Raw genomic sequence first — 17,873 nt, forward strand, 5'->3', positions numbered from 1 at the left:
TGGAGCGAAAAAACACTTGACAAATTATTTGTATTTGTTTCGAATTCAATTCCGAAGGGCTTAATTTCATGTACCGCCTGATCACTGAATAACAGTTTTGTCAAGCTCTTTTTCGTTCCAACCTCGCTTGATTTTGGTTAATACTTATGAACATATCGGGGATTATACTTAATTTGTACCTTCCTGTAATTTTTCAGCGTCGAACTCAGTGTGGAAGGGGGGATTTTTACGGCGAGAAGAAAAGCGCCTGAAACCGTTGTGCTCAAACAAGTGGCCGGTACCTGGAGGGGGATCTTCGTGACTGACAAAATCACGGTGAAAAAAAAGGTGCAGAGGAAAAAGGAAATGAGCCGTGCAACGGCGAACTTTGAAGGAAGCGAAACCATGGACAGGCAAAGCGAAAAGGAATCTCTGGAAAAATATATGCGGCTGACGCTGAAAAACGACATCAGCAACGTCCTGTTTTTAAATGAAGAAGGCGTGGTCGAGTATTGCAGCGAACATTTTGCGCGGATGGTCAATACCCCCGTCGGAGAGCTGCAGAACCGGCATTTCGAGACGATCTACGCGCTTTTCGGAAATGACGCCTTCATTCGGGACGCCAAACAGACCTTTTTGGACATTCAGGTCAACAAACAGGTTCGGGAGGAAGAACTTGAAATCGATTTTTCCGGAAAAAGCAGGCCTCAGGTCTATATCGTGCAGTCCATACCCCTGACAGACGAAAACGACGTTTTCAGAGGCGCCAAGGTGATCTTTTACGACTCCGCCCAACTGGTGAGCAGCCGTGCGGAAAAGCGGATGCATTTGCTTCTGGGCGCTCTTCCCATGGCATGGACGCTCCACAGCAGCGACAAAAAGCTCATCGACTGTAACGATGCATTCCTGCGGATGCTGAACATACCCGATCAAAAGGCTTTTTTGGAGCATTCCGATAAATACGTGCCAAGGTTTCAGCCCGACGGAGAACTTTCCGAGGAAAAATCTTCGCGGTTCTACCGCGCCGCGCTGAAAACGGGGCGCAAGCAATTCGAGTGGATGTATCAAAACCATGATGGGAAACCCGTGCCGGTGGAAACATCTCTCGTCCGCATCCCCTGGCAGGAAGGTTACTGCATCGCGGCTTATTCCCGCGACCTGCGGGAGATCAAAGCGAAAGAAAAGGAAATGAAGGCGATCAACGAACGAAACATGGCGCTCATGGTCAAGACCAGGGCCGCTCAGGAAGCGAGCGAGGCCAAAAGCCGTTTTCTGGCGTCCATGAGCCACGAAATACGCACTCCCATGAACGCCATCATCGGCATGAGCGACCTGATGCCCACGGACAACCTGAACGAACTCCAGCGCGACTACTTCGGTCACATCCGTCAAATGTCCAAGTCCCTGCTTCAGATTGTCAACGACACTCTGGATTTTTCCAAGATCGAAGCCGGAAAAATGGATATTACACCGGTGCATTTCAACCTCAGGATTATGTTCGACAACCTCCAGTCGTCTTTCAAATTTCTTGCTCAGGGCAAGGGACTGGATTTTGAGCCCTACTTCGCAGACGACCTGCCCGAGTACGCCTACGCAGATGAAGGGCACATCCGTCAGATCATTTCCAACATCGTCGGGAACGCCATTAAGTACACGAAGGAAGGCCTGGTTACGCTGGAGATGTACATGCTGGTAAACGAGGCCGGCGAAAAGCACATGCGCTTCATCGTCACGGACACGGGAGTCGGCATCAAAAAAGAGGATTTGCCCAAAGTGTTCGAGGCCTTCGAACAGGTCAACCGGAACAGCCTCCCCGGCGTTGTGGGCACGGGTCTGGGGCTTTCCATCACCAAAAAACTCGTGAACCTCATGGGTGGGGAAATCACGGTTAAAAGCATTTTCGGTCAGGGATCCACCTTCACCGTCACCCTGCCCCTTGTGGAGGGAAAAGCGGAGTATGTACAGTCCGGCAACTTCCCGCTGATCATGGCCGGCCCGGACGTCGCCGTGCTGGTGGTGGACGACAGCGGCGTCAACCTCAACGTGGCCCAGGCGTTTCTCAAAATTCACGGAATCACCATCGACAGGGCGGAAAGCGGCGCAAAGGCCATCAAAATGGTACAGGCCCGAAAATACGACCTGGTGTTCATGGATCACATCATGCCCAAAATGGACGGAGTAGAGGCGACAATGCGCATCCGGGCCCTTGGAAAGGAATACGAGAAGCTGCCCATCGTGGCCCTTACGGCAAACGTCTTCCAGGAGGCCAGGGATGCTTTTGCGCAGGCGAAGGTGGACGACTTTCTGGCAAAGCCCATCGAGGGTCAGAAGCTCAACGCCATCCTCGCCAAATGGCTGCCTCCGGAAAAAATCTCGAAAACAGACCCCTCCACCGCGGCGGATTCGGGAGAATCGAAGTGGGACGCGCTTCTGGAAAGGCTGTCGTCCATAGAAGATCTGGATGTGGGAAAAGGCCTGGCGCACGTGGGCGGCGGCAAAGGGGCGTATGTTCGTATCCTGAGACAGACCTGCAAGGAGCTGCCCGGCCAGATGGAGGATTTGAAACGCTTCGTCGCCGAAACCGACTGGGACGAATACGCAATTCTGATGCACACGCTGAAAGGCGTTTTCTTCAATATCGGCGCGGATTGGCTGGGAGGCCTGGCTTACGAACTGGAGACAGCCGCCAGGCTCGGCGACCTCATCGTGTGCGACACCAAGACGGACAGAGCTCTGGCCGATATGCTGGCTCTTCGGAACAAACTGCTGGACGCTTCGCTGATGGAGGAGGACGACGCCAGCGATGAGAACAGGCAGATGCTGGAAACGCCCATTGTCGTGAAAATGCTCAAAGAGCTCATGGAACACTGCTCAAAAGGCATGATCGTCGGAGCGGACGCCCTGGCCGAAAAGCTGGCGAACGCCGCTTACGAGAACGACGGTCTGAGGGAGCGTGTAAGGGAAATATTGGCTCTGGTCAACTCTCTGGATTACGAGGCAGCCCAGGAAAAAGCCGGAAACCTCATCAAAATTTTTGAGCCCAACGATAAATGGGAAATAAAGAAGGGAAAATCGACGGGGAAGGGAGAGAGAAAAACAGAGATGTAGAAGGATAACCGAGGAATCAGTCCGGAGATTGTTGGAGTTGGGCTGTTTTGATTCCTGAAAAGGAGAGTGCAGAGGATGCTGAGAAATTTTCGGATGGCGTCGAAGTTGATGCTGGGGTTCGGTGCGTTATTGCTGGTGTTCATGGCGGCGGTTTTTATCACCTGGACAGATTTGAATGGCGTCCGGGCGGAGAGCGTTTTTTTGGGCAACAGAATCGTCCCGGCGCTGAGGATCACAGGTTCCATTGAAAGCGCCGCCAACGATGTTTTTCTCACCGTCAGGGAAACCCGGTTCATCGGCACCGAAGAGACCATGAAGGAAGACGACGAGCTGATCGCGGTGCTGGAAAAATCTCTTGCCGACATGGAAGCGCTTGGGGTCGCCGCTCCGGAGATGTCAACCCCCAAAATGACGAAAGAGAAAGTTCTGCCCATTCACAAAAACTATATAAACACAGTGACCCGAATGCATGACACCTGGAGAGAGAGAAACAGGAGCTGGGCCGAGCTGGTCAACGCGGGGAACGATATGACCGCTCACATGCTTGAGGCTATGGAGGGTTACTACAAGGCCGGAATTGAGGAAAACGATCAGATAAGCAAAGTGCAAAGAGTGGAACAGCTCCATTCCGTGGGCCGGGTTTACGGAGACACCCTGGACCTCCGGCGTCAGATCACGGCCGCCAGCAGCGCCAACGATCCTCAGGCCGTCCGAAAGACAAAAGAAACCTGCATGAAGCTGGAAAAGTTGGTCCAGACCCTGGAAGACGCCACCGTCGACCAGGGGCGCAAAGCTCTGATGAAGAAGGTGTTCGAGGGTATCGAAATCTACCTGAGAGAACTGGACCAGCTGGCCAATGCGATGCAGGCCCAGAACGAAGCCGTCGCGGCCGCCACGCCGCTGATGAAATCCTACAACAAAAGCGTCGGGGATTTGGCCACCTTTGCGGAGGACACGACCAAAAAAGTGAGCGAGGAAAACATCGAGATGGTGAACTCCACCGTGGTCGTTCTTTTCTCCGCCGGCGGGATTTCCATCCTGTTGGGCCTCCTGATCGCCTTCTCCCTCTCCCGCGTCATCTCCAAACCCCTCAACACCATCGTGGGGCTGGCCCAGCGCTGCAAGGAGGGCGACCTGACCATCACCCGGAAGGACTTCGGCTACGAAGGGCGGGACGAACTGGGCCGCCTGGCGGACGCCATTTCCGATATGGTGACCGCCGAGAACGAAGCCATGACGGAAATGGTGACCGTGGCCGCAGCTGTGGGGGCAGGGGCGGAAACTTTGTCCGCAATAGCCGAGGAGACCAACTCCTCCATGCAGGAGGTGAAGGCCTCCATCGATCAGGTATCCGTCCTGAGCCAGAGCAACGGCGCGGCGCTTCAGGAGAGCAACGCGGGAGTGGAGGAGATGAGCGCCGGCGCGGATACTGTGGCCCAGTCCTCCACGGACAGCGCCGCCTTCATCTCTCAGACCACGGAGGCGTCCAGAAAAGCGATCGACAAGGTGAACGCCGCCATTGACGGCATGAGAAACGCGGACAGAAACTCCAGGGAAAGCGAGAGCAAGATCCGGCAGCTGGTGGAGTCCGTGGCAAACGTCAGCAATTTCGTGTCGGTGATTACCGGCATAGCGGATCAGACGAACCTGCTTGCGCTGAACGCGGCCATTGAGGCGGCCCGCGCGGGAGATGTGGGGCGCGGCTTTGCCGTTGTCGCGGAGGAGGTCAGAAAACTGGCGGAAGAGTCCGCCAAGGCCGCTCAGAACGTCAACGGCATCATCGGAAACCTTCAGATCCAGGCGCAGGAGAGTATCCAGGCCACAACAGAAGCCGGCCGGGCCCTCAGCGACACCCTTACCCAGGCGGCGGAGGCCCAGAAACAGCTCGACGACGCCATGAAGGAGATCAACAAGGCCAACGACTCCATCCAGAACATCGCGGCAGTCGCCCAGGAGCAGGCGGCCTCCAGCAAAGAGGTGGCCGGCGCGATAGACAAAGCCACCAGGTCCACGGTGGAAATGGCGCAGACGATGAACCAGATCCACATGGCGTCAGAGGGGACGGTAAAGGTCGCTCAGAACGTGGCGGAGCAGGCGGAAGCCATGACCGGACACGCCGAGTCTTTGACCGAGGCCCTCTCCAGGTTCACTCTGAAAGAAACCTCCGAGCGTCCTGCGAGAAAGGAACCCGGGAAGGTTCTGCCTCTGAAGGCCGTGCCAAAACAAAAGGCCAGATAATAACAAAGAGGCCCGGAGAGAAAAGTCAGGGAGAAGAAGATTTGACCCTGCCATGCAGAAGTTTAATCGGCAGACCTGCGGATGTTTCCGGGTACAGATTCATACATAAATTGATATTTTGTCAAGATGATTTTCATCTCAATGTGAGCTGAATTGTGCCTTACGCGGGGGAGCAGAGAAAGCATATGATGTCTTTGAGGTGAGAAGTATAGTCGCTAAAAACGTTCAGGTTCAAGAGTCAAAGAGTCGCGACTATATTTCTTCCCCCGCTTTTTATTTGATTCATTATGAGAGCAGGAGTGTGAAAAATGAACACAGGAGGAAGGTTATGGAAATTTTAGGGGCTGCCACTCATCTCCCATGGTACAAAAGATTTTGGCGCAGAACCCCGAAGCAGGCCCTTTTGTTCAGGAGAACCATGAGGATCATTCAGTCAGACAGAGCCGGAGATCGGTGCGAAGAATCTGCATATGACATGTAACAGGAGAAGCAGCAACCAACCACCTTCGATTGAAAGCAAACGACGAAATGAGGTGTTTTCCCTGAATATCGAAAGAAGCAAATACGAAAATTTCCCAAACGACGCCAAAAAACATCTGCGGTCCTTTTTCCAAAAAAGAAAGCTGATAACCGGCATGTTCAACTGTTTTCCCTGTCCGGTGGAAGTTTTCTCGTCGGATGGGACAGCATTGTTTGTGAACCAGGCGGCCCTTGCGGAATATGACATCGCCACCCCGGAGGCGATCAATGGAAAATACAACATATTCAGAGATTCCTCCAGCGATGTTGGCAGGTGGGTCAAAGCGGCGGCCAGGCGGGTGTATCAGGGAGAAACGGTGGTATTTAAGGATATCCGGGTTCCGCCGGAGAAGATAAAAAAGTGTTACGACGTACATGATCGCGATTTAGAGACCCTCTGCCGGGACATTACGGTTTTCCCCGTTCCGGACGAAGTGGGGCAAATGGTTTATTTCGCCGTTTTTGTCATCTACAAACCGGTGTATCGCTTCAGAGAGGAACTGATCAGGGCAAAAAAGTATCTGGAAGCCCACTGGATGGAAAAATACGACGGAACCAGGGTGGCAGATGTGGCGGGACTGAAGCAGGTCCGGTTTATCCGTTTGTTTACAAAACACTTTGGGCTAACGCCCTATAAATATTACACACAATACAGAATTGACAAGGTGAAAAATCTTGTACGAAACACCGACCTCTCCATCGAAGAGGCCTTTGCCGCCTGCAACATGGACTATAACGGCCACTTCGCCAAGGTGTTTCGAAACATAGTCGGGCTGTCTCCCTACGCCTATCGAAAACATTTCTGCATAAAAAACTCAAGCCTGGCGGCAGGTGAATAGGAGCAGAACCATTACAATAAGGATAAAGCCAATCGCGCCCGGCCAGGCCGCGCTGCACCCGCCGCCGCTTTTTCCTGTTGGCGCGGGTTCCGGCTCCGGGTCGCCGAAGGTCAGCTCCACCGCGCCGGAAATTTTCCCGTCGGATGCGGCGGCGGTGATGGTGGTTCGCCCCGGGGTTTTCAGAACTGTAACCATGCCGGTGTTCCGCGTCACCGACGCCACGTCGGAGTTGGAGCTTTTCCAGGTCAGAGCTCTGTCCTCCGTGGCCTCCTCGGGCTCAAAAGCCGGTGAAAGGAAAAACACGTCGCCCTCTTCGCACTCCGAAACGTCCGGCGCGGTCAGGGTCACGCTTTGAAGCGGAATCTCCGCCGGCGGGGTGGTAACAGCCTTCCCGATGTCCAGCAGACCGTATTTCGAGAGCTTATAGTCCGGCGCTTTCTGCCGCTCAATGTTCGCGCCCATATCCGGCGAAGCGATGGCGACGTGGTCCGTCTCAGGGTTATAGTCATGGTTGGCCGTGACCAGCAGGCGGCTTTTCAGGCGCGCGGCGTTCAGATCCGGATACCGGGAGGCCAGCAGCGCGACGGCCCCGGTCACGTGGGGCGCGGCCATGGAGGTGCCCGCCATGTAAACATATTCATTGTCGGCCTTTTTTCCATCAGCGTCCGCGTGGCTGACGCTGAGAATGTTCTGATATTTATTTTCTTCCGTGGTGCGGGACGAGCCGTATGTTCCGCCGGGCGCGGCGAGCTGGACGTACTTCGAGCTCCAGTTGGAAAAATAGCTCGCCCTGCCGCGGGGCGCAAAAACGTCCGTGCTGGCGACGCTGCCCACCACGATCATGTTGGAGAGCCCCAAAAAACTGGCGGGATATTCGTATTCTCCCCTGTGAGCGATGTACTGGATTTCGTCCCCTTTGCCCGCCGTGAGGTCGACGGTCGCGGGGGCGCCGACCTCCATGCCGTTGTTTCCCGCCGCCACGACGATCACGGGCGCGTTGGGCAACTTATCCAATGCCCTGAACGCAAGAGAAAGAGGGCTGCTGACCGCTTCTTCGGGAGGAACGTCGTTCCCCCCTCCCAGGGACAGGTTGACCGCCGCAATTTTGGGAGGGTTTGGGCTCTTCAGCAGGTCCACAAGGCAGTCCAGCGCGGCGATGGTGTTGGACCAGGGGGCGCTGCCGCTTTTGTCGAGTGTACGAAGTACGATGATCTTCGTCTTCCAGTTCACGCCCGCCACGCCGGCTCCATTGTTCCCCACCGCGCCGATCGTGCCGGCCACGTGAGTACCGTGTCCGTTTTCGTCTTCCCAGGCCGTCTCGTCTTCCGAGGCGAAGTTCCGGCAGTATTCAAACGCGATGTTGTCTTTCAAATCCTCGTGGTCTTTCGCGATCCCCGAGTCGATCACCGCGACGTAAATATCCCCCGTGAAGTCTCCGCTCGTCACCGCCCAGGCGGCGGACGCGCCGATCATCTCCATGCCCCAGAGTTCCCCGTAACGCGCGTCGTTCGGGCGCGCCTCAGAAAGGGAAGCGGCGTACATGATGCGGTTCGGAGAGACGGAGAGTACGTCCGGGTTCCTTTTCAGCTCTTCCATCAGCTGCTCCGTGGTCTTCGTTTCGGACCGGAACAGCGTGATCAGGGCGTCGCTTTCCGCGGACAGGCTGGAGTAGGACCGGATTGCCGAGGCCCCCACGGTCCGCGCCGCCGCGTGGAGGTAACCGCCCTCAGACGCCGCGGCGGCCACAGATTTGGCGCTGATCTCCCCGACTTTGTTTTTGAACACGACGAGGACCTCTCCCTCGACGCAGTTTCCCCTGGGGCTGACCGCAGTTTTCGGTTCCGCTTCGGTCGGGGACGCAAGCCCCAGGAGGGAGACGATTAAAAATAACAGCGCCGCGAAAAGCAATTCCCTGTCAGTTGTTCTTTTCACTGTCTTCATTGTAAAAATCTCCTGCTTCGTTTTTATATTTATTATTTCACATTTCTTTCTTTCTTCACATTTCCCTTGAGACAAACCTGTTTTTCAGCACGCGTTTCACCAGGTTTCGCAGCGCATTGTAGTCAAGCGGCTTCGTAAGATATCCGTTCATTCCCGCTTCCAGCGCCCTTTGGACATTTGCGTCCCGCTCGTTTGCGGGAAAGTCGGAGATCAGCGCCACAATGGGTACATTTTTCGCGTCCGTTCGATCTGTGCCGCGAAGTCTCCAGGTGGTTTCGCAGTCGTCGGGGCTTTTTTTCGCGTCTGACCGGTCTGTGCCGCGAAGTCTCCAGGCGGTCTCGTAGCCGTCCATACCTGGCATCTGGACGTCAATCAGAACCAGGGCGTAAGCGTTTTCCGGCGACTGGGCGAACATGCGCAAAGCTGCCTCTCCACTGTCCGCCTCGTCGATGACGATGCCCGAGTCTCCAAGCATCTCAGTCACAACCCACCGATGGGCGGCCTGGTCGTCCACCAGAAGGATCCTGTTTTCGAACTGATCCGAGCTCTGCGTCGCCTGGTTTTTCCCGATCTCATCGTTTCTCGCCGTCAGAACGTTCCGCAGATCGCCGGGAAACACGGGTTTGGGCAGCAAACGACGGATTTCCGCCTTCTCCGCTTCCTCTGCGGCCGCTCTCCACCTCAAGGGCGTGGCGGTGAGGACGACGGAGGATCGATCCACCTCGGGAGAGAAGGACCGCACGGTCTCGATTCCTCCCGTATCCGGCAGGTTCAGATCCGTGAAGATCAGGTCATAGGGTTTTCCGCTTCGCGCGGCGGTGTTTGCCGTCTTTACGGCGTCCGCGGCGCAAAGAGCGGCGTCCGGGGTCACTCCGAAGCCGTCCAGAAGGGACAGAAGTTCCATTTCAGCGTTTGCGTCGGCAACCAGGACGCGGAGTCCGGAAAAATCCGCGTCAGGAACTTTTTCCTGACCGATTTTCATCTCCACGTCAAACATTATGGTAGATCCCGCGCCAGGAACGGAGGTTACGTGGATGCTTCCCCCCATTTTCTCGACAATTTTCTTCGTCAGAGCAAGACTCAGAGCGGCGCTTCCGGAGCACGAGGAGGCGGGGTCGAAAATTTGACCCGCTTCTTTCTCCGTCATGCCACTTCCCATGTCGGAAACGGAAAAGCGAAGCCTGAGGAAGCCGTTTATTTCCCGCTCCAGAAGACTGACGAGCAGCAGGATTTCTCCCTTTTCCGGGGAGGATTTCCCGGCGTTTTCCAGAAGGCCGCGCAGCGCAATGGACAACCGGGCCGCATCTCCCACGTAGTTCATATCGATGCCCTTGCCGAAAACGACGCGAAGTATCTGTTGTTTCCGGTCCACGTTTTTCGCCACCAGAGCGCAGGTCTTCTCCAGCACCTCCTCCAGGTTGAAGGGAGAACTTTCCAGCGTCACATCTCCGGCGTCGATTCGCGCCAGCTCTCCGGCGTCGTTCAACAGGCGCAGCAGACGCTCTGCGCAGACGCCTTCGTCGTAAAGGCGGCGTCTGAGGGTGACCTCATTCTCCGCTTCACCCGTCCTTCCGGCAGTGGCCAGCTCTGCCATCTCCTTCAATGACCTCCCCAGCTCCCCGTCCATCCAGGACAACAAATCGCCCCTGGCCCGACACACCCTGAGCGCGCTTTCCCTGGCCGTTCTCAGGGCGTTCTCGTTTTCTTTGGCGAGAGCAAGGGAGAGGATCACCAGGCCGTAGGCTTTGATGACGGACAAATATTCCTGTGCGCGAGAGTTTTTTTCGCCACTGACCAGAGCCACAAAACCCATAAATGAGCCTCCCATGGAAAGGGGAACGGCTACGCAGGATCCCGCGTCCCTGGAAAACGATCCCGGCCAGGAATCCAGCTGGTTTACGACGACGTATTTGTCAACGGCCAGCGTATCCAGCCACGACGCCGGCCACTCACCTCCATTCATGCGGGGAATGCCGCGCAGATCCTGAGGCCAGTAATACCACCGGTAGGGAACTCCGTCGTCAAGGCACCAGAGGGCGACCATCGAACAGCGGAACGTGATGCACAGGTTTTTTAAACAGGCGTTCACCGCGCTCGTGTACCCCAGATGGTTCACCGACACCAGATTTTCGCCTATTTGCCCCAGTATCCCGATCTGGGCTTCAAAACGGTCGCGGAGCATCTTCAGAGGCGCGGCCATCTCGTTCTTCCTGGAGAAGGGGAAGTGTGACAGATTGCCCCTGGCAAGCTCCTTCATCGCCGTCGTCATCTCCACAGCGCACTTTCCGAAGAACCTGAGGTCTTCTCCGAAGGGGCGCAGTTCCTCCGGCAGCTGGTCCAAATCCAGATCGACGTCCGACGAAGCGGCCGCCACTTTGTGCAGGTACTCGGAAAGATATCTTCCGGCTTCAGCGAACGGCGCCTTGCGCAGGCAGTCGGTGAGATAACTCTCCGCTTCCTTGAATTTTTGCAGTTCCGACAAATTAATATCCTCCTCGAAGCTCGTCCGGGCCTGGGACGACGGAAATTCTGTTTCTTCCATTCTGCGAATTGTCATCTCAGTACAGCAGAACCGGCCCTGGCGCGACGGAAATTCTGTTTCTTCCATTTTCCTTCGCGTCGTAGAGACTGGCGTCGGCCCTGCCGAGGAACTCGTTCACATCCTGGCCCGGAAGTGGATTGGCACAAGCCACGCCTATGCTGACGGTCGCGGAGGTCATGGTGACTCCGTCTCCAAGGGGAACCCGGGTGATCTCCATTTTACGGCGGATTCTTTCAGCCACGGCCTGCCCGCCCCGCCCGTCCGTCTGGGGCAGCAGCACTCCGAACTCCTCCCCGCCCAGACGCGCCGCCATGTCAGAAGGACGCTGCGCCGACTCCTGAAAGATTCTTGCCGCGACTTTGAGCATTTTGTCCCCCTGGAGGTGCCCGTAAGTATCGTTATATATTTTAAACTTGTCAATGTCCAGCATCAAAAATGCAATGGGCGTTTTATCGCGGATCGCCCGCCGCCACTCCATTGTAAGGCGCTCTTCGAAATTTCGCCGGTTGGGAAGTCCCGTCAGGGCGTCGATTCGGGCCAGTTCCGCATTGACGCGTATCTGGCGGGCAATTTCCATCTGCGTGTGGACCCGCGCCTTAACGATGGTCGCATTAAACGGTTTTTTGATGTAGTCGACGGCCCCGAGAAGAAAACCTTTTTCCTCGTCGCTGATGTCGCTCAGCCCTGTGATGAAAATCACGGGAATTGCCTTTGTCTTCATGTCATTTTTCAAAACGGACAGAACCGCGAACCCGTCCATCTCCGGCATGAGCACGTCCATCAGAATGAGATCGGGCCTGTGCTCCGCTATGAGCTTCAGCGCCTGAATCCCGGACTTCACCATGCGGATTTCGTAGTCCGGAGACAGGATTTTATGCAAAGTTAGTAAATTCGCATTTTCGTCGTCCACAAGTAAAATGGAACCCTTATGATTTGTATTCACCTTCCCGTTCCCTCCCGTTCCCGGCATAAGGTCGTCATCGCGTCGGCGATTTGGGGTCCGCGTCGGAAGACAGGTGCAGCGCCAGCGTCCCGACCAGAGTCTCCAGGTCGATGGGTTTGCCGATATGGTCGTTCATGCCCGAGACCAGACAGCGGGCGATGACGTCTCCTCCTGTGTCTGCCGTAACGGCAATAATTTTCGTCTTATCCGCATCGTTCGCTTCCAGATCCCGTATGCGCTTCGTCGCTTCGAAACCGTCCATGACCGGCATATGCAGATCCATCAAAACGACGTCATAGCCGTTTTCGGAGAATTTATGCACCGCTTCGCTGCCGTCTTCCGCCGTATCCAGCTCCGCATGAAATTCTTCCAACAGCGCCGTTATGATGTCGCGGTTCGCCTCCACGTCGTCCACTACCAATATTCGCCTGCCCTCCAAAATTGCTCCAAAGGCGTCTTCCTTTGGGAGAACCACGTCGCCTTCATCAAAATCCACCTCCAGAGTGAAGAAAAAACGGGAGCCCCGGTCAGGTTCGGATTCCACCTGAACATCCCCGCCCATTTTCCGGACGATGTACCTCGCGATGGACAGCCCGAGGCCCGTTCCGCCGTAGGTTCTGGTGATACTGTTGTCTGCCTGCTCAAAAGCGTTCCACATGCGGGAGAGAGTGGAAGCTGACATCCCGATGCCGGTGTCGCTCACCTCGAAACGTATGGAGCACCTGCCGTCCTTAAAGCCGAGACAGTCCGCCGACAAACCGATGGAGCCTCCGGAAGGCGTAAACTTCACGGCGTTGGAAAGCAGATTGAGAAGAACCTGTTTCAACCGCGCCTCGTCGGCTGTGAGGCGCACTGGAATATTTCTGTCGATTTTTTCGACGAGAACCTGATTTTTTGCCTGAGTCTGCCTGGAAATTTGATCCAGCACGGACCTCATGGCGGCGTGGAAATGGAAAGGCCGCGCCGACAACTCAAACTTTTCAGCGTTGATTTTCACCATATCCAGAATGTCGTCAATGATGCCCGACAAACGCCCGGCCGCCTCGGAGATTCCGTTCAGGCAGTAGATTTTCTTTTCCTCATCGGCGGTTTTTGCCAAATGCGCCATGTTCAGGATGGCGTTCATGGGAGTGCGCATTTCGTGGCTCATGCGGCTCAGGAAATCGCTCTTGGCTCTGTTGTAATACTCCTGTTCCGCCAGAGCCCTTTCCAGCCGCTCTTTCGCCTCACTGAGCTCCGTCTGCATCTGTTTCAGCTCTGTTATATCGCTTCCCGTGAGACCCAGACCCACGTTTCCGTCGTGAAGGGCCGCCGAGAAAGCGGAAAAATTGATGATGCGAACCGAGCCGTCCTTACGTACAATGGAGGCTTCGAAGTCGTTGCTCCGCCCGTCCGGTGAAGATCGAGCGCCTAACTTCAGCAGGTCCTTCGCGCTCAGAATGAGCTTCATGCCCTGGGAAACCAGCTCGCTTCTCGAGTAGCCGGAGATGTTCACGGCAGCCGGGTTCAAATACTCCAAACACCCGTCCGCGTTAAGAAAGGCCATGAACTGGGGAGAGTGCTCGGCCACGGAGGACAGACGAACAAGCTCGTCTTTCGTCAGCCGGATTTGACGGGCAAGCTGAATCTGCGTGTCGACGCGAGCTCTGACAACAGCGCTGTTGAACGGTTTTCGGATGTAGTCCACCGCCCCCAGGTGAAAACCCTTTTCTTCGTCCTGTTCATCCGTCCGGCCGGTGATGAAAATAACGGGAATATGGTTCGTCTCCTCGTCCGCCTTCAATCGGGCGAGAACGGAAAAACCGTCCAGTTCCGGCATCATCACGTCAAGCAGAATGATGTCGGGCTTGTTCCGCGCCACCAGGCTCAACGCCTGACTGCCCGACTTCGCCATGAATACGGCGTAAGATGGCGACAGTATTTTACTGAGGGTCAGGAGGTTGATTTTTTCGTCGTCTACGAGCAGTATGGTGCTTTTCGATCCGCGTTCCACATCGCCGCCCCCTTTCTATGCACTGTCAGTGTCAGGGGCGTCCGCGATGGCTCGCCTGAGGTCCGGCAGCGTTTCCAGCGCGCTGAAGAAATCCAGATTCTGCAAATGACCGGCAAAGACCTCGTAGGGTTGGCCCAGGGGCGAAAGCGTTATCCTGATTTCTTCTTCCATATCGACGCACTCCGAACTGCACGTATCAAGAAGCGGTTCCAGTTTTTCAAGCAGAGCCAGCGCCTTTTCCCTGTCCAGAACACTGTCGTCTTTCCTGTTTTTCTCCGCCCGAGAGAGGATTTGACTCACCTCATCCAACACCAGGGACAGCTCTTCTTCCATCGGCTCCAGCGTTTTCCCCCTGCAGACGCTGTTTTGGGTCAGTTCCGTTTCCACCGCTTCAGCGATCCTTTTCAGCCGTTCCGCTCCAACGGCGGCGGCGCTGCTTTTCAGCGTGTGGGCCAGCCGCCGGGCTTCAATCGCGTTTCCGTTATTCAAACTGGAGGTAATGCTCGTGAAATCGGAGGCGTGGAACTGAGAAAAGTCTTCCAGTATTCTCATATACAGCTTTTCATCGCCCTGGATGTTGGCAAGGCCCTTTTTTTCGTCTATGACGAGGTTGGATTCCCCCTGTCCGCCGCCGGGATTTTCTTCGCCACAATCCCGGGGTTCGGCGGTTTTTTCCTCGCTTCCGTACGCTTCGACGAACGTCACTTTTTCTTTCGGAAGCCATACGGCCAAAACCTTATTCAGGGCTCTGGGGTCGATGGGCTTGATGAGAAAGTCGTTCATGCCCGCGTTGATAAACGTTTCTCTCATGCCGCTGACGGCGTTTGCGGAAAGAGCTACGATGGGCATCCTCCTGAAACGATCGCCCGAAAGTTCCCGGATGCGCCGCGTCGTCTCAATTCCATCCATTTCCGGCATCATGTGATCCATGAACACGAGGTCGTAGGGCTTCGCCTGAATCATTTCCATAGCTTTCATACCGCTGGCCGCCGTCTCCGCTTTTATGTAGTGCTGCGCCAGGTAGCCCTGCGCAACGGTGAGGTTGATGGGGCTGTCGTCCACCACCAGTACCGCCGCGTCCGGAAGGGCCTCCACGCGCGTGCCCTCCTTCGCGCTGTTCTCCGATTCGTTTTCTTCGCCTTCCACCAGGGGTATGCGAACCGTGAACGTGGAGCCTTTCCCGTATTCGGACTCCACGGAGATTTCTCCCTTCATCAGCTCCACGAGCTGCCGCGTGATGGCCAGTCCAAGACCCGTTCCGGTAATTCCGCGGTTCTCTCTGGTATCCAGCCGCTGGAACCTGCCGAAAAGCCTGGGGAGGTTTTCTTTTTTTATGCCGAGCCCCGTGTCCTTCACGGTGATGACAAGCCAATCGTGGCCCTGACGTTTTTCCCGCGTCATCTGCAGCTCCACGTAGCCCTCCTGCGTGTATTTTACGGCGTTGTTGATGAGGTTCAGCACGATCTGCTGCAGGCGCACGTCGTCGCCGTACAGTATCTTCGGCAGATCTTTCGCAAAACTGCTTCGGAACTGCAAAAACTTGTTGCGCAGCAAAATTTTCGTCAGAGAGCAAATGTTGTCGTACATCGCGTGGATGCTGAAGTTCACGGGAGTCAGATCCATCTTCCCGGCCTCTATTTTGGAGAAGTCCAAAATGTCGTTGAGAAGCTGGAGCAGCAGATGAGAGGTGCCCCGAATATCCCGCAGGTACCTGAGCTGCTGTTCATCCAGGTTGTCCGTCCGCATCAGATCACTCATGCCGATGATGGCGTTCATGGGCGTGCGTATTTCATGGCTCATGGAAGCCAGAAAATTGCTCTTCGCCTCCGAGGCCGCCCGTGCCGACCGGCTCTCCACTTCCAGATCCATGGCCCGATCATTGGCCTCCCGGATGGCGCTCAAATCCCGTATGTAGGCCACGACCCGCCACTCGTCGCGCCATTTCACCCGCCGGAGCGTGACTTCCGAGGGCAGAAGATTTCCGTCAGACGTCATGTGCTCCCAAAAATAAGCGACCTGTTCTTCCTTGTAAGCCCTGTGAATCATATCATGAGCTTTTTCCCGGCTGTTACTGCCGTCAGGCTGACGCTCGGGGAAAAAGGAATAAAATTTCCTCAGGTAATCTTTCTTGTCCCTGCAGTGGAAAAGCTTCACCGCCCGTTCGTTGCAGTCCACCGGCTCTCCCTTCTCGTCAAAGAAAACGCAGCCGATGATAAGGGAGTCCAGCATGGCGTAAACGCGGTCGTCGGCCTCACGGGCCTCCAGTTCCCTCATTTTGATCTCTCTCAGATCGCGGGAATACGCCGCGAGACGGTATTTACCCTTCCAGGGCAGCCGCACCAGGATGGTTTCCACCGGCAGGGGCTTGCCTGAGGCCGTCTGGTACAGCCAGTCGAACCGCTGATAGCCGGTTTCAAAAGCGGCTCGGATCAATTTTTGCGCTTTTTTGAGGGTCTTTTCCCCGTCCGGCTGACGAGCCGGCTGCAAATCATAAAAATGCTCGATATAATCGATTTTCTGGTCCAACTCCAGAAGCCGGAGCGCTTCAAGGTTGCAGTCCAGCATTTTTCCCTCTTCGTCCCACATGGAAATCGCCATGGGCGTGGAGTCCAGCATGGCCCGTACGCGCTCCTCCGCCTCCCGCATTTCCTCTTCGCTGGCCTTTGCCTCGGTGAGGTCGCGGCTGTAGGCTCCGATGTAGTAATCACCCCGCTTATTTCCCACGTACACGAAAACCGTCTCGGTGGGCAAAGGCTCGCCCGTCGCCGTTCTGTACATCCATTCGAACTTCTGCTCTCCGGTCTCAATGGTTTTTCGGTATAATTCGCGGGCTTTCTCCTGGGACTTTTGACCATCCGGCTGAAACTCCGGGCAATAACTCCAAAAATTCTTAATGAACTTCTTCCTGTCGGGCTCCCTGAACAACCTGAGGGCGCCATTGCTGCAGGCAATGATGTTATTGGCGCTGTCCTGCAGGGTACAGCCCAGCGGCATATTGTCGATAAGCATCCGGAGCCTCAGTCTCTCGTTTTCCGATTCCGAAGCGGAAGAACCTTCGTCTTCAAAATCTTCCCTTTCCAAACCTTTCGCGCGATTCTCAGTCAACGCTCAACACCTCGATATTCGACTCTTTACTGTCAATCGATCTTTGTGATGAAGGTGAAACTCTCACCGTTCAGCCCATTTACCTGGTTTTCCTCGTATAACACGCCTGCCGCGGAGAGCTGGCATGGGATGTATATGTGCTGGGCGTTCCGGCAAATCTCAATGACCTTCGCGTTGTTTTTTTCCCCGAGATAATAGCTCACGCATCGCCAAACCATTTGCATATAAATGGCCCTCAACCAGGTGTCTTTCAAATGGAGCCACGAAAGGGTCACCCCCGCGTCGTCGGGAAGCAGATTGCCCCGATACAGGCTCAAAAAAGCATCGTATTTTGTGCAAACAGCGTCGCTGAACGGCCCGTCGTAGTTTCTCAGACTCCTGTAAAGCTCCTCGAAAGCGTCCACGTCCACCTCATAAGAAACGGAGGAATCCCAAAGGGTTTCGTCAATGATCCGGGCGCAGTCTCCGTGAACGGGGTCGTGCTGAGCAATAGATATGAAAGCGGAATGCAGTTTTTCGTAAGTCAGTTCCGGATGCAGCAGAACAACGCTTCGCTGTAACACCAGATATTTCATAAGAAGTATGAAATGTGAAGAATCGTTCTCAAACATGGAAATCTCATGCTCCGATTCGACGGAAAAGCGCCCCAGAAAACTGAATTTCAGA

9 protein-coding genes are annotated in these 17,873 nt (G+C 55.3%); 3 read left to right on the top strand and 6 right to left on the bottom strand.

Translation table 11 applies throughout. The features are described 5' to 3' along the window. Window positions 1-297: 297 nt before the first annotated feature. The 3 genes from LBR61_04500 to LBR61_04510 all read left to right on the top strand — a co-directional run bounded on the left by LBR61_04500 (window position 298) and on the right by LBR61_04510 (window position 6,683). Window positions 298-3,087 (top strand): response regulator, encoded by a 2,790-nt coding sequence (locus LBR61_04500; protein MDR1731334.1) that lies wholly within the window; start codon window positions 298-300, stop codon window positions 3,085-3,087. Window positions 3,088-3,162: 75 nt separating this feature from the next. Then, window positions 3,163-5,325, top strand: a complete 2,163-nt coding sequence (locus LBR61_04505) for a methyl-accepting chemotaxis protein (protein MDR1731335.1) — start codon at window positions 3,163-3,165, stop codon at window positions 5,323-5,325. 695 nt (window positions 5,326-6,020) lie between these two features. Beyond that, the gene (locus LBR61_04510) at window positions 6,021-6,683 is read left to right on the top strand and encodes an AraC family transcriptional regulator (GenBank protein ID MDR1731336.1); all 663 of its coding nucleotides are present in this window, start codon (window positions 6,021-6,023) and stop codon (window positions 6,681-6,683) included. Here the strand turns inward: LBR61_04510 and LBR61_04515 are convergent. The 6 genes from LBR61_04515 to LBR61_04540 form a co-directional block, all read right to left on the bottom strand. Then, window positions 6,660-8,624 carry a S8 family serine peptidase gene (locus LBR61_04515; GenBank protein ID MDR1731337.1) on the bottom strand — a complete coding sequence of 655 codons (1,965 nt, stop codon included), beginning with the start codon at window positions 8,622-8,624 and terminating at the stop codon, window positions 6,660-6,662. The genes LBR61_04510 and LBR61_04515 overlap by 24 nt on opposite strands. 55 nt (window positions 8,625-8,679) lie before the next feature. Beyond that, window positions 8,680-11,106 carry a response regulator gene (locus LBR61_04520; protein ID MDR1731338.1) on the bottom strand — a complete coding sequence of 809 codons (2,427 nt, stop codon included), beginning with the start codon at window positions 11,104-11,106 and terminating at the stop codon, window positions 8,680-8,682. Window positions 11,107-11,182: 76 nt separating this feature from the next. After that, on the bottom strand, window positions 11,183-12,109 hold the full coding sequence (locus tag LBR61_04525; protein MDR1731339.1) for a diguanylate cyclase: 927 nt from the start codon (window positions 12,107-12,109) through the stop codon (window positions 11,183-11,185). A gap of 34 nt (window positions 12,110-12,143) precedes the next feature. After that, complete coding sequence (locus LBR61_04530; GenBank protein MDR1731340.1) at window positions 12,144-14,102, bottom strand: response regulator; 1,959 nt, start codon at window positions 14,100-14,102, stop codon at window positions 12,144-12,146. 15 nt (window positions 14,103-14,117) lie between these two features. Continuing rightward, entirely contained in the window at window positions 14,118-17,207 is a 3,090-nt protein-coding gene (locus LBR61_04535; protein ID MDR1731341.1) for a response regulator, read from the bottom strand. A 32-nt stretch (window positions 17,208-17,239) separates the two neighbouring features. Next, window positions 17,240-17,873, bottom strand: a 634-nt coding sequence (locus LBR61_04540; GenBank protein ID MDR1731342.1) for a bacterial transcriptional activator domain-containing protein, incomplete at its 5' end; no start/stop codon positions are given.

Source organism: Synergistaceae bacterium (assembly GCA_031272035.1).
Lineage (GTDB): Bacteria > Synergistota > Synergistia > Synergistales > Aminobacteriaceae > JAISSA01.